The 14509-nt window shown below is 53.1% G+C and carries 10 protein-coding genes and 1 pseudogene; 6 read left to right on the top strand and 5 right to left on the bottom strand.

Translation table 11 applies throughout. From position 1 onward, the window contains the following. Nucleotides 1-394: 394 nt before the first annotated feature. The 5 genes from EA20_RS0110595 (at nt 395) to EA20_RS0110565 (ending at nt 5859) form a co-directional block, all read left to right on the top strand. The gene (locus EA20_RS0110595) at nt 395-1408 is read left to right on the top strand and encodes an HNH endonuclease (protein ID WP_024966798.1); all 1014 of its coding nucleotides are present in this window, start codon (nt 395-397) and stop codon (nt 1406-1408) included. Continuing rightward, nucleotides 1408-2001: a bifunctional 2-polyprenyl-6-hydroxyphenol methylase/3-demethylubiquinol 3-O-methyltransferase UbiG gene (locus tag EA20_RS0110590; protein ID WP_024966797.1), complete on the top strand. Its 594-nt coding sequence runs from the start codon at nt 1408-1410 to the stop codon at nt 1999-2001. The genes EA20_RS0110595 and EA20_RS0110590 overlap by 1 nt, the downstream gene beginning before the upstream one ends. A 62-nt stretch (nt 2002-2063) precedes the next feature. Further along, a complete protein-coding gene (locus EA20_RS0110585; RefSeq protein WP_152540229.1) occupies nt 2064-3206 on the top strand; it encodes a hypothetical protein in 1143 nt (380 codons plus the stop codon). Nucleotides 3207-3625: 419 nt separating this feature from the next. Next, nucleotides 3626-4870, top strand: a complete 1245-nt coding sequence (mtr, locus tag EA20_RS0110580; RefSeq protein ID WP_024966795.1) for a tryptophan permease — start codon at nt 3626-3628, stop codon at nt 4868-4870. A 662-nt stretch (nt 4871-5532) separates the two neighbouring features. Then, nucleotides 5533-5859: a DNA-binding protein gene (locus EA20_RS0110565; RefSeq protein WP_024966793.1), complete on the top strand. Its 327-nt coding sequence runs from the start codon at nt 5533-5535 to the stop codon at nt 5857-5859. 226 nt (nt 5860-6085) lie between these two features. On the opposite strand, the gene EA20_RS0110560 is transcribed toward EA20_RS0110565, so the two are convergent. Further along, the gene (locus EA20_RS0110560) at nt 6086-6880 is read right to left on the bottom strand and encodes a nucleotidyltransferase domain-containing protein (protein WP_024966792.1); all 795 of its coding nucleotides are present in this window, start codon (nt 6878-6880) and stop codon (nt 6086-6088) included. A 4-nt stretch (nt 6881-6884) separates the two neighbouring features. After that, nucleotides 6885-8108, bottom strand: coding sequence for an RtcB family protein (locus tag EA20_RS0110555; protein WP_024966791.1), 1224 nt, complete (start codon nt 8106-8108; stop codon nt 6885-6887). A 185-nt stretch (nt 8109-8293) separates the two neighbouring features. On the opposite strand from EA20_RS0110555, the gene rtcR reads away from it, so the two are divergent. Continuing rightward, the gene (gene rtcR, locus EA20_RS0110545; protein ID WP_024966790.1) at nt 8294-9880 is read left to right on the top strand and encodes an RNA repair transcriptional activator RtcR; all 1587 of its coding nucleotides are present in this window, start codon (nt 8294-8296) and stop codon (nt 9878-9880) included. Nucleotides 9881-9947: 67 nt separating this feature from the next. On the opposite strand, the gene EA20_RS0110540 is transcribed toward rtcR, so the two are convergent. The 3 genes and pseudogenes from EA20_RS0110540 to uxuA form a co-directional block, all read right to left on the bottom strand. Next, the gene (locus tag EA20_RS0110540; RefSeq protein ID WP_024966789.1) at nt 9948-11663 is read right to left on the bottom strand and encodes a DUF4153 domain-containing protein; all 1716 of its coding nucleotides are present in this window, start codon (nt 11661-11663) and stop codon (nt 9948-9950) included. A gap of 321 nt (nt 11664-11984) precedes the next feature. Then, nucleotides 11985-13126, bottom strand: a pseudogene (locus EA20_RS0110535) (IS3 family transposase). Between the two features lie 268 nt (nt 13127-13394). After that, nucleotides 13395-14465, bottom strand: a complete 1071-nt coding sequence (gene uxuA / locus EA20_RS0110520; protein WP_024966786.1) for a mannonate dehydratase — start codon at nt 14463-14465, stop codon at nt 13395-13397. Nucleotides 14466-14509: the final 44 nt, after the last annotated feature.

Genomic DNA, 14509 nt, shown 5'->3' with positions numbered 1-14509 from the left:
TGTGCCAGCAGTCCGACAAGATAATTAGGAATTATCTTAAAATAATTACTCTTTTAACAACATCATTTATTGGGGCTTTTAGCGTGTTTTGATCAAGAAAACAGGTAATTAACGTTTAACCCGAAGGCGTGCCTGGATAACGAACGGCAAGACGGTTTGATGTTTGTTGCTAAGGATAGTCAAAGGCCAGGCAATATCAGCATTGCCTGCCACAGGCTGCCCCTCCAGATGGCAAGAAAGTAATTCATTGATTTTTAATAAAATGAAACCCTTTACGGCATCCCTTGCGCCTGCCGTCAGGGCTACAGACATCTTTTTATTTACAATTCACGCATTCTGTTATGTGATCTCGTAACGCCCATTCTTACGAGCCGCTTCACAAAACAGGACTCCTATGCGTTTTTATCAGGCCGATCCCAAACTGGAACATTACTGGCGTGGGGTGATTTTGTTTGGCCGAAACGTCGCTTCATACAAATTTGCGCTGGCCCATGCGCTCTATGATCTGAAACAGCCGGATAACGATCTGATTACGCTTGAGGCACTGGCCGTCCCGTTTTCCCGCCACTTGTGCGCACATTTAAAACTGGCCCCCAAACAGATCACCAGCCAGCGCAGCCAGTTCCTGGACGCCTGCGTCCGTTTTAATAATGGCGAAATCACTGAGGAGCAGCTGACCGGGATCACCGTTAAACTCGGTTTCGCCGCCGTGATCGATGCCTTTCATAACGTCAATCAGGCCGAAATCGATAAGCGCTTCTTCCTTGATGAACGTAAAACGTCAAAAGGTATCCGTCTTACCGACAATTATTACTACCTGACTGAAAACGATCAGTTCCCCAACCTGATCCGGGAAACCGATGCGCGCTGGCGGCTGGTTGAGGAAGCCTGGGCGATGGGTGTTTCCCGTAATCTGATTGCGGTGGAATATGATGATGACAGTAAGATGCTGTTCAGCCGTCGCAGTAATCAGCGCATTACTATCACCAGCTGCCGCGACAGCCTGAACGGTTACCAGAAAGGCTACTGCTTCTACTGCTTCTGCCCGGTCAGCGTGGTTACGGGCGGTGAAGACCTAGCCGATGTCGATCACTTCCTGCCTTTTACGCTTAATGGCACTATCAGCAACCTGGACGGCGTCTGGAATCTGGTCCTGGCCTGCCAGCACTGCAACCGGGGTCATCAGGGGAAATTTACGCGGATACCCTCAACAAAACTGCTTCAGCGCCTGCATGACCGTAACGAGTATTTTATTAACAGCCATCTGCCGCTGCGTGAAACCCTGATCCGCCAGACGGGCACTACGCCGGCAATGCGACATAATTTCCTGCAACGTAGCTGGGAGACGGCGAAATTCACGCTGCTGCATGAATGGGAACCTAGCGCACAGGGAAGCGGAATATTCTGATGAATGACGATTACTACCAGCAAAACGCGCAACGCTTTTACGACGACACCGTAGATGTGGATATGTCCGCCCTCTATGCGCCCTTTCTGGCCCATCTGTCGCCCGGCGCGCGCATTCTGGATGCCGGATGTGGTTCAGGCCGTGATACCAAAGCGTTCAGCGAACGGGGTTATGAGGTGGAAGCCTTTGACGCCTCGGCAGAGCTGGCTGCGCGTGCCAGGCAATTAACGGGGAAATCCGTGGAAGTGATGCGCTTCCGGGAACTGCATACGGTGGAGAAGTATGACGGCATCTGGTGCTGCGCGTCGCTGCTGCATGTTCCTGAAAACGAGTTATCGGAAGTGATGGCGCGGCTTGCCAGAGCGCTGAAGCCCGGCGGAGTGTGGTATCTGTCGTTTAAATATGGCCACGGTGAGCGGGAGAAGGACGGACGGCGGTTTACGGATATGGATGAGGCGTCGCTGAGGAAAATAGTTGCAGGGTCTGGCGTTGAGATTGAAAAAGTCTGGTTTACCGGTGACGCAAGGCGCGGCAGAGAAGCTGAGCGGTGGCTAAATGCCCTCCTTATCAGAAATACACCTATGCGGAATTAGTCAATTATTCAGTACAGGAACTAATAAAATCCCCGGTCATATTCCCTGAAATGGAACCTTTTATGAATAGATCAATATTAGAAAAAATCCGCAGTAATACGCCTTTGAAAAAAAGCCCCCCTGTCTTTAACGTCCTTCGATACCTGGCGAACAATATCACTAAAATCAGTCTGTTCTTAGTGATGATGGGTTGTTTCAACCTGTGGTTTTATCTGTACCGGATTGATCACCTGACGTTACTACCCTCTATGCTGACCACGCCCTCAACGTTGTTAGCTATCTCGTTTGCGCTTGCAGGCATCATAGTCGCCTTCTTCATTACTCTTCTTATGCCAGCAATTTTTTACCTGGCGAAAATGCTTCTGTCAAAGGAGCATAAACCAGACAAAGCAATTATCCCTCATTCTTTCCTTATGAGCTTTATTATCTCGGTAACTGGCGTACTTGAAAGTGAAACAGCCAATTCTATTTTCATATTTATAATATCTGGTTACTGCATTAATTTAATCTTTCATATCTTCTATGGCAACTGGCGACGACAGATAAAAATTTACGCTTCTGCTCTCCTTATCAACGTTGCATTTATTATTATATCTTTATTCATTTATAACAAGGCGGATCTTTCCGGTATAGATCGTTTTTACAGGTTTATCACTATTTTTTTATATATGACAATATGTTATTTTCCTATAATGGCAATTTATGATTTTTTTAGTGAAACCAAAAGGGGAATCAATAAAAAGACAATCATTTCCTTAGCCACTACTTTCATTATTATTTTTTATGTCACGCTAAATATCACGCCAGGTTTTTTCGTGCGTGCTAACGACCATGCTATTTACCTGGCAGGCCTCAAAAGCAACCATATTAATTTATATAAAATCAAGGCTAACGAGTACCCTGCGCATTGGTTCAAAAATAACTGGACGGTTAAGTACAGAGAAAATGAAAGTATATGGGTTGAAGGATATGCTATTTTTCAGAACAGCAATATCAAGGTTATCTGTCCTGCGGACAGTCAGGCAAGAATACAAAAAAAACTGATAGAAGAAACCACAATTTTCAGCCGTCTGGAAAAATCACGAGGTGCTTCGAAAGATATGGAAAATTGTATCGAAATCGAAAATAAAACCGGATCAACGCTTTTCTGGCAGAAAGACAAAGATTCTGAGAAGAAATCACAGAGCGCGGCCCCTTCAGTATAAAAAGCTGATGAGCGGGAAAGACTGAATATCTCTGAATATACCATTGGTGCATTCAGAACTGCGGCAAACGGGGGAATCTTAAAATCTGCGGAGGCGGGCCTGCCAGCCACGGCCAGCAGCGGCCGGATGACTAATACCGGGGCTGCTGTGTTGCCTGCATGATGCCCATGATCTGCTTAGCAACATCCGCAGCCAGTCCTGACAGCATTAATCCCGCATTAAAACACTACCGTTCTCCTGCAAGCGCCCCTGGTACACACGCCCTGACGAGACTGAAGCCGGAGAAATAACGTATACTCCCGCGCCTGCAACGGGAGCACGTTTTTGCGGTTCCCCTTCATACTCTTCAACGCATGCACGCAGGGTCGGAGCACGTGGTCGCTGCGCTATACCGCATCGCCACGCAAGGAAAACATGTCATGGCTACATTATCAGCAACAACAAAAGCGCCCTCTCTGCTTAGCGGTGCAATGATTATTGGCGGCACTATTATTGGCGCGGGCATGTTTTCCCTGCCGGTGGTGATGTCTGGCGCCTGGTTCTTCTGGTCACTGCTGGCGCTGGTTGTCACCTGGTTCTGCATGCTGCATTCCGGGCTGATGATTCTGGAAGCGAACCTCAACTACCATATCGGTGCCAGCTTCGATACGGTCACGAAAGATTTGCTGGGTAACCGCTGGAATATCATCAACGGCCTGAGCGTGGCGTTCGTGCTCTATATCCTGACCTACGCCTATATTTCTGCCAGCGGTTCGGTGATACACCATACGCTCGCGCAGATGGATATCGCCTTCCCGGCGCGGCTGGGCGGATTGCTGTTTGCACTCGTGGTGGCGTTCACTGTCTGGCTCAGTACGAAGGCGGTGGGCCGGATGACCACCCTCGTATTAGGGGCCAAGATACTCACCTTCTTTATGACCTTCGGCGGCCTGCTCTGGCATGTTCAGCCAGCTGTGCTGCTGAATACCGCCGAAGTGAACCCCAGCTATATGCCCTATGTGCTGATGGCGCTGCCGTTCTGCCTCGCCTCATTTGGTTATCACGGCAACGTGCCGAGCCTGATGAAACATTATGGCAAGGACCCGCAGACTATCCGCCGCTGCCTGGTACTGGGGACGCTGATGGCGCTGGTGCTCTACATCATCTGGCTGACCGGCACGATGGGTACAATCCCGCGCCCGGCATTTATCGAGATCGCGGAAAAAGGCGGCAATATTGATGTGCTGGTGCAGACCCTGAGCGGGCTGCTGAATAGCGCTACCCTGGATCTGCTGCTGACTATCTTTTCCAACTTCGCCGTCGCCAGCTCTTTCCTCGGCGTCACCCTGGGGTTATTTGACTACCTGGCCGATCTGTTTAAGTTCGATGACGGTGCGTTGGGACGCTTTAAAACCGCAATAGTCACCTTCCTGCCACCGATAGTGGGCGGCGCGATCTGGCCTGACGGATTTCTCTACGCGATCGGCTTCGCTGGCCTGGCTGCGACGGTCTGGGCGGCGATTGTCCCTGCCCTGCTGGCCCGCGCGTCACGTAAGCGCTTTAACAGCCCGCACTACCGGGTATGGGGCGGTAACGCCATGATCGTTGTGGTTTTGCTTTTTGGCTTCAGCAACGCGCTGATCCATATTTTATCCAGTTTTAATCTGCTGCCGGTTTATCACTGAGGTGGGCGCCTGGTCATCCGCAAGGCTCTGCGGCCCAACTTTCCGTGGAGGCTTTCCGCAGCAGAAATACGTTGTTAACTGAGCAGCTGAACCGGCTCACGCAGTTGTTGCCGGTTCATCCACAGTCCGGCAAATCTTATCTGACGGCTGCGCACTGACAGAACTTTTGCAGATTTTATGTCACTGGGCGCCATACGCTCCCCCTTCGCCTTTTGCTTTGCAGCTTGACGGGTGTCCTTTAAAAGCTTCTCGCTCAGCAGAAAAAGCGTTAACGCGTCTGGCGGAGGAAAAACGATCATTGGAATTGAATTTACAAGACGGCTAATTGCAGAAAAAAAGAAAGTGCTGTTTATTACATTTAATAGCCGCCTGGCTGATTATATCGACCAGCAAATCGGAGATAAATTGTAATGGATGGGCGTTGCGCCCGATGCACTGCCATAACGCTGACATCTTGCAATGGCTCTTGTAAATCGTAGCCCAAAGAGTACAACCCCCCCCACTCATCGTTAACTATGAGCTACAATTATGGCTAAGGTTAAGCATTACAAAACAACCGATGGCCGCGACCCCTTTGATGAGTTTTTGCGTAATGTAAAAGACCCTATCGCAAAGTCTAAGATTGCAACCCGTATTAAAGCAGAACATAAGAGGTGAATGTTATGGCTAAATCAGTGCTTCATGATGACGCAATGGTTCAACTCATCAAAGACGATCCGGCATTTGCGCCGATCTACCTCCACCAGGCCTTCATTGAAATTGATGAAGAAGGTGGCTATGAGGCATTCATGCTTGCGCTACGCCATGTTATTGAGGCAACGGGCGGCATGACTGCTATTGCAAAACGTGCAGGTATGTCACGTGAATCGCTTTATAAGTCTCTTTCTCCAAAAGGTAATCCATCCTTTAAGCGCGTCGCCGCACTTGCATCGGCAACAGGATATCCAATTTCGCGTATTGCAACAGTCAATGCGCATGCAAATGCTTAATGCAAGCCAGACAAAATTATAGCCCGGCATATCCCGGGCTTTTTAATAGCAACCACCGTTCGCGACTAATTCCCCTCACCTGCAACATTAAAATAAAACATAGATACGCTGTTAAACCGCCGCTGGATCCCTAATTCTGGTATCGAACAGACGATGCGTCTGAACGCGCTGTTAGATAATGCTGTCACCCTGAGCTACTTATGCACAACGCCAGACCAGTAATAAGCTATACACTCAGCACGGTTTTCATCAGCAACGCATCCAGATCGCAGCAGTCGCGCCGCTCGCTATCCGGCAGATCTACGCTGACACGGTTCTCGTCCAGCTGCTGGCGGATAAAAGCATGGATGCGCTCCAGACGCTCACCGTATTCCGCTTCGCCCGCCCGCTGCTTGCGCGCCAGCAGCTGTTCAATTTCGGCCAGCAGCAAGGGATCCGTCACCGTCCCTGCCAGCAGATCTTCAAAACGCATCGGCGGCACGCCTTTTCCGGCCTCTATCCACTGTACCGCCAGCAGCGGGCGCAATACGTAAAAGTACTTTTTCAGCCGCACGCTGTCGCCCTGCAGATAACCATGAAAGTTCTTTTTCGCCATTGAGAGATAGTGCCAGCGCGCCCGTAGCGGCGAAAACCAGTCCGGTATCCTTTCCCGTAAACCGGTGATGATGGCTTCTTCCTGTTGATAGATCACCGGCGAGTCCAGCCATTCGACAAGCGTTGGGTTGGCTCGCTTTAACAGGCCCAGTGCTTTGCGCCACTCCCAGCCGCAGACGTCCAGCGTATCGTCGATCGGCAGCTCGATAACGTCGCGTGGCGGCTCGATACGCAGATACCATTCCGGTTGATGCACATAAAGAAAACGTACGTCGTAATCGCTGTCCGGCGAGGCAAAGCCCCAGCCGCGACTGCCCGACTCGCAGGCATACAGCACTTTTACCGAGTGCTCTTCTTCTATCTGGCGCAGCACGTCACGTACGCGCTCGCGCATTGCGCTATCCACGCCATGCAATCCTGTTCTCATTTTTTTATCCTTTTACGCAAACTACCTGTGACAGCGTATGCACCACTTCCACCAGCGAAGACTGGGCGGCCATAACAGCATCAATGTCTTTGTAAGCCATCGGGATTTCATCGATGACCTCTTTATCTTTGCGGCACTCCACGTGCGCCGTCGCGCGTCGCTGATCTTCCACGGTAAAGCGGGCTTTCGCCGCCGTGCGGCTCATGGTGCGCCCCGCGCCGTGGCTACAGGAGCAGAAACTCTCTTCGTTACCCAGGCCGCGCACGATAAAGCTCTTCGCGCCCATCGAGCCGGGGATAATGCCCATCTGACCTTTCTGCGCCGAGACCGCGCCTTTGCGTGTGACAAGCACCGACTCGCCAAAGTGCGTTTCCCGCTCCACGTAGTTGTGGTGGCAGTTCACCGCTTCCAGATGCGTGCTGAAGGGCTTGCTGATGACCCGTGACATCGCCGCCAGCACGCGCTCCATCATGGCTTCGCGATTGTGGCGAGCGTAGTCCTGCGCCCAGCTCACCGCTTCCACATAGTCGTTAAAATGCCTGCTGCCCTCTTCAAAATAAGCGAGGTTGCGATCCGGCAGATTGGCGATATGCCGCTGCATATCCTTTTGCGCCAGCGCGATAAACAGGTTGCCGATGGCGTTACCTACGCCGCGCGACCCGCTGTGCAGCATCACCCAGACCTGCTGGCTTTCGTCCAGGCAGACCTCAATAAAGTGGTTGCCCGTTCCCAGCGTTCCCAGGTGCTGGTAGTTGTTGGTTTTAAACAGCGCCGGATGTTTTTGCGTCAGCGTCTTGAAGCGCGGCGCCAGTTTGGCCCAGTGACGATCCACCTCCTGCGGCGGCGTCTGCCAGGCGCCCTTATCACGACCGGAACGGTTATTGGTGCGGCCGTGCGGCACCGCCTGTTCGATGGCGTTGCGCACACCCGACAGATTGTCCGGCAGATCGCGGGCCATCAGCGAGGTGCGCACCGCAATCATGCCGCAGCCGATATCCACGCCGACTGCCGCCGGGATAATCGCCCCTTTGGTCGGGATCACGCTGCCGATAGTAGAGCCTTTGCCCAGATGCACGTCCGGCATCACCGCCAGATGGCGAAAGATAAACGGCATTTTCGCCGTGTTCAGCAGTTGCTCGCGCGCTTCCGGTTCCACCGGCACGCCGTTGGTCCACATTTTTACCGGCACGCCTTTCGCCTGTTGCAGAGTCTGATAGCTGTTTTTCATCTTTGTTTTCCTCATTGCTGTGGCTTAACTAGTGCGAATGCCGTGCCAGAAGAGCGCCATGCTGCATGATAAAATTTATCTCCTTGATTATTATTCATATTTATTATCACAGCGTGGCTGCGCATTGCCATTACCGACAGAGCAGCTTATCTTACTGGATAAGTTATTTATCTTCCGGGATAAGCATGAAAGCTAACGTAGTGATCGGCGTGCTGGGCACGGTGCTGGATAAACGCGGCAAGCGGGCAAACCGCTGGAGCAAATGGCGGCCAACCGTCGCGCTTTGCCAGCAGGAGGGCTTACAGATCGACAGGCTGGAGCTGCTGCATCAACCGCGTGATCTCAGTATGGCGCAGCAGGTGGCGGAAGATATCATTCAGGCGTCGCCCGCTACCCAGGTAGTGCTGCACAGCGTTAAGCTGGAAGATCCCTGGGACTTTGAAGAGGTCTATGGCAGCTTCCTCGATTTTGTCAGCCGCTATCCTTTTAATACCGACGCCGAAGAGTATCTGGTGCATATCACTACCGGCACGCACGTGGCGCAAATCTGCTGGTTTTTGCTGACCGAAGCCCGCTATCTGCCCGCGCGCATTTTGCAGACCTCGCCGGCCAGCAAAGGGTCGGAGACGCCAACCGCACTCGGCCACTATTCCATTATCGATCTCGATCTGAACCGGTACGCCACGCTGACCAGCCGCTTTCAGCGCGAACAGCAGCACTCCACCTCGTTTTTAAAATCCGGTATCGAGACGCGCAACCCCACGTTTAACAGCCTGATCGAGCAGATTGAACGCGTGGCACTGCGCTCGGACGCTCCGATGCTGCTGACCGGCCCCACCGGCGCGGGTAAATCTTTCCTTGCGGAGCGCATCTATCAGCTGCGCCATGCCCGCCACCGGCTGGCCGGTAGATTCGTGGCGGTGAACTGCGCCACGCTGCGCGGCGACAACGCGATGTCCACGCTGTTCGGCCACGTTAAGGGCGCTTTTACCGGCGCACAGCAGGCGCGCGGCGGGCTGCTGCGCGAAGCCGACGGCGGCATGCTGTTTCTGGATGAGATAGCCGAGCTGGGGCTGGATGAGCAGGCGATGCTGCTGCGCGCCATTGAGGAGAAACGCTTCTTTCCGTATGGATCTGATAAAGATGTCAGCAGCGATTTTCAGCTGATCGCCGGCACGCACCGGGATATGCAGCAGTGGGTGGCGGAAGGTCGCTTTCGCGAAGATCTGTTTGCCCGCATAAATATGTGGACGTTTCAGCTGCCGGGGCTGGCCGAACGCCGCGAGGATATTGAACCCAACCTGGATTTTGAGCTGGAACGTTATGCGCGGGAACAGCAGACCCAGGTGCGCTTTGATAAAGAAGCGAGAAGCCACTTTCTGCGCTTCGCCTGCTCGGCAGAAGCCAGCTGGCGCGGCAATTTCCGCGAGCTGGGCGCTGCCGTCACCCGGATGGCAACGCTGGCGGAACAGGGAAGGATCTCGCTGGAACTGGCGGAAGAAGAGATCGCCCGGCTGCGCGCCAGCTGGCGCACCACGACACCGCAGGCAACCCTGCCCGATAATCACTCAGCGCAGTACGATCTCTTTGACGAGTGCCAGCTACAGACGGTGCTGAGCGTATGCCGTGCGGCGGATTCGCTTTCCGAAGCGGGCCGGCGCCTGTTTGCCGTCTCCCGCCAGGGAAAAAAACAGCCCAACGATGCCGATCGTCTGCGTAAGTATCTGGCACGGTTTGGGCTGAGCTGGGAGGAGGTTAAAGGGGGAACGTAACCGGCGACAACCGTAACGCTTTTGCAGCCGGGCCTGATGCTGCACGGCTGCAAAAGCGGGTAATGCACTATTGTCCTTCGAAGCCGTAGTATTGCACCGGAAGCCGCTGGCCGTTCACTTTCAGATCGCGCCACGGCTTAACTACAGTTTCAGGTATTTTATCCCGGAGAGCCTGCTCCAGCCTTTCCGACAGGGTCACTCTGCCAATCTGATTCCAGCCTGTGGCCTGGTGGGCATAGAGAGTGATGCTCTGCTGATTGCGGTTATAGAGCAGCACTTCCGGCGTGCCGTCGTTATTCATATCCTGCATCCACACCAGGCAGGAACCGGTATCCACCAGGCAGATGCCCGCCTCCTGCGCAATATATTGCGCCTGCATCTGCCACCAGCTTTCCGGCGGCGCTTCGCTGCCTGCCCGCAGCGGGATAGCGCGCTGAAGGTCACTCATGGCTGGCTTCGCGTTAGTGGCGTTACGTGCTGCCAGCAGCTGCATCAGCACCGCTTTTTGCCGGGCAGGATCGCTGAGCCACTGCGGATGCCTGCTTATCGCCTGCAACGCCTGTTTTCCCCGGCGACCTGCATCACTGAATAAGTAGAGATCCCTTTCGTCCACCTTTGCGCTACCCTCTGCAAAGCGCGCCAGTTGATTCTTCACGGTAATGCGCCACGGGTCGATCACCGGCGTGTGCAGCAAAAACCAGCTAAAGGCCGTCAGAGTCAGCATCAGAGGCACAAACATGTTCATGCTGGCGGCACCCTGCACCCAGGCGCGGCGCTGGAACCACAGTAGCAGCAGCGAGCCAGTCACCGCGATCAGGGCGATCATAGCGGCGTAAACCCGCTCCACTGTCCAGCCATAGTCAGCGATACGCAGCCACAGCGCCCAGACAGCCAGCCCGGCCAGCAGCGGCGTCAGCCCCTGTGCAACCAGTACTATGCGCGCTAAAACCCGCTGCCCGCGCGACAGGCCAGGCGCGCTTTCACCAGCGATGGTGCTGAACGCCAGCATCATCAGCGTCATGATCAACAACAGCGTTGTGGCTGAAAAAGCGTCGGGGATGATTGCCAGGCCGGTGAACGGCAAACAGGCCAGAAACAGCAGTAAGGCGACCGCGTGCAAAGGCAGCAGTACGTTAACCGCCCGCGTAATCAACTGCCGGTACAGCCCGGCAGCGCCCGGCAGGCGCCGGCAAAACACGATGCCCGCCGCGATGACCGCGCCGGTCGCCACCGGCGGAAAGACGGCATTATCAAAAAACAGCTGCTCAAACAGCGTGATGCCGATGATGCTGAAGAGATTGCTCCACAGCATCAGTACCAGCCAGAACAGCCCGGTCATCACGGCGGTGACGGCCAGGGTAAAAGTATTGCGCCACAGGGATTCGGTGACAAGCCTGCTCCAGGGTGACCCACCCTGCTCCTGCTTATTGCAGAAGGCGACCAGCATTGGCATCACCAGGCTGAGCATAACCATCACGGCGCAGATATTTTTGAAATTAAACTCACCCGGCGACATGGTGGGGAAATGCCAGCGGTACCACCCCGTCATCAAGGCAATAACCGGCAGTGTCAGCAAGGCGCAGAACCAGGGCTTGACGTCGCGGAGACGATATAGCGTAAACGCCAGTATGCTGGCCATCGCCAGCGAGAGCGCTGGCAGATAGGGTGCATAACGAGCATGCAGGTCAAAGAGATCCGGCAAAGCCCAGAGCAGCCCGGCTATCATCCCGATAGCGATAATGACCCATTTAGTACGGTGAGGGAAAATGTCCTTTTGCAACATCGCGCTTCCTTTCTGTTGAGGTGGCTGGAGATAAGTGAGTGAATCTTAGCCATGATAAAGCGTTTTTAACGGAAAGTTTGCAAGGAGAGTGATTATCTCCCCTGATGTTGCTTTTTTTCGGTTTTCATTACTTCGGTTTTTTTCAAAAAACAGTCACCAAAGCCGTGCGCAGCAAGACGTGCCGGAATCCAGACGGTGTCTGGCCAGGTAAGCTATATTTTTAATACAACCAGTTAATAATATCTGAGCTATGAGTAATGCTCTGTAGTCATAACAGTCACTGTGGTCCACCAACCAGGACATTGAATCGCCACGGATAATCTAGACACTTCCGAGCCGTTGATAATATTGGTTTTTGTATTCCGTCGGTGGCATCTGATCGCTCGAACCATGCCGTCGCTTACTGTTATAAAACATTTCGATGTAATCAAAAATATCGCTGCGGGCTTCTTCTCGCGTTCCGTAGATCTTTTTCTTTATCCGCTCACGTTTCAGCAGCTGGAAAAAGCTTTCCGCAACCGCATTATCGTGACAGTTACCGCGACGACTCATGCTACCCTCCAGACCGTGTGATTTCAGGAACGACTGCCACTCATAGCTTGTGTACTGACTGCCCTGATCAGAATGCACCAGCACCTGTTTTTGAGGATTACGTCGCCACACGGCCATCAGAAGTGCATTCAGGACAATATCGTTTGTCATTCGGGGCTGCATTGTCCAGCCGATAACTTTGCGCGAGAACAGGTCAACAACCACAGCCAGATACAGCCAGCCTTCGTGGGTCCGGATGTAGGTGATGTCCGTTGCCCAACGTTCATCCGGTGCTTCCGGGTTGAACTGCCGCTGGAGTCTGTTGGGCGTCACGATACTGGCTTCCCCTTTACGTGCCCGCGGGCTACGGTACCCAACCTGAGCCCTTATCCCGGCACGTTTCATCAGTCGCCAGACATGGTTAACTCCGCACTGTTGCCCGGTATCCCGCAGGTCGAGGTGGATCTTGCGATAACCATAAACACAACCCGACTCCAGCCAGAACTGCTTTATCTGCCCCGTCAGCTTCAGGTCAGCATGATGCCGCCGTGAATCCGGCTGCTGAAGCCAGGCGTAAAATCCACTCGGATGCACATCCGGCACCCGACAAAGCAGGCGAACAGGCCAGAAACGGTTGTTCTCACGGATAAAGGCGTACCTCAGTCGGACAGCTTTGCGAAGTACGCCGCGGCTAATATGTCCCGTTCGTCAGTAACCCGCTTCAGTTCCTTCTGGAGGCGTCGGATCTCAGCCTGAGCGTCTGACTGGACTTTATTGGTTGAGGAATCCGGGCCATATGCCTTTATCCAGGCATAAAGACTATGGGTGGTGATACCAGGACGTGTTGCCACGCTGGAAACAGAATGGCCGCGATCAACAACCTGTTTTACCGCTTCAATTTTAAACTCTTCGGGATAACGCTTACCGTTCATGGGCACCTCTCTTTAAGTCATCTTAAATGACTCGGAGGTGTCTGTTAAACCCGTGGCGATTCAATCGATGAGAAGGACACTACCCAGAGCCAGAACGTAGCATCGTGGAAAGCAGCCAGGGTATCTTCAGTATCACAGCGGACAGTCAGTTGCACATCGGCGGCGCAGACCTGGTGGCGGATAAGGTTCTGAATCTTCAGGAATGATAAAAACCCTGTACACACATTCTACGTAAAGGTTTTACACAGAATGGTGTACAGGGACGATTTTATTGCCCTTTTTTATTCAGAGCTTCCCACAGCCCCATCAGATAAGTCACACCCAGAGCGCGGTCGTAGAGACCATACCCTGGGCGACCCGTTTCTCCCCAGATAAAGCGACCGTGATCCGGGCGGATGTAGCCATCAAAGCCGTTATCGTGGAGCGCCTGCATCACGCGGTACATGTCCAGCGAACCGTACTGCGAAGGATGGGCCGACTCGTAGAAGTCTTTATTTTTGATCAGCTTAATGTTGCGTACGTGCGCAAAATGGAGGCGCTTGCGACGCGTGAATTCAGCCAGGATTTCATAGACGTTATTTTCTGGATCTTCAGCGATCGAACCGGTACACAAGGTGATGCCATTTGCCGGAGAATCAACGGCATCGCAAATCATCGCCAGGTCGGTGTGGTTTTTGACCACGCGCGGAAGTCCGAAAATTGAATATGGCGGATCGTCCGGGTGAATGGCCATTTTGACGCCCACCTCTTCGCACACGGGAATAATCTCCCGGAGGAAATAAAACAGGTTTTCCCGCAGCTTGTTGTCATCCACCCCACTGTAGCGTTCGAATAATTCCTGCACTTTAGCCAGGCGCTCAGGTTCCCATCCTGGTAATGCGAAACCGTTGGAGTTATCCAGAACCTCTTTTACGACCTCTTCCAGCGTCTTATCAATGCCATGTTTTTCAAAGGCCATCGTCAAAGAACCATCCGGCAGGACGTAGTTCATATCCGTTTTCATCCAGTCGAAGACCGGCATGAAGTTATAACAGATGACCTTTATGCCAAAGCCCGCCAGGTTGCGGATCGTCTGCTTGTAATTCTCAATATAGCGATCCCGTTCCGGGGTACCGATTTTGATGTCATCGTGGATATTGACGCTTTCGATGACCTCCATCTTCAGGCCCGCAGCGTGCGCCTGCCCGACCAGCGCCTTAATTTTTTCGACCGGCCACACCTCTCCAGGGGCGACATCGTAGAGCGCCCCGACGACGCCTTCCACACCCGGCACCTGGCGAATATATTCCAACGGGGTTTTGTCTTCCTGTGGTCCAAACCAGCGCATTGTCATCTGCATTCTTTGTCCGCCTTTCTTATCTTATTGCATATTTAGTGTATATT

The sequence above is a fragment of the Pantoea sp. IMH genome (genome assembly GCF_000599885.1).
Classification (GTDB): domain Bacteria; phylum Pseudomonadota; class Gammaproteobacteria; order Enterobacterales; family Enterobacteriaceae; genus Erwinia.
Note: the sequence above shows the minus strand (reverse complement) of the source record. Positions and strands in the feature narration are given on the sequence as shown.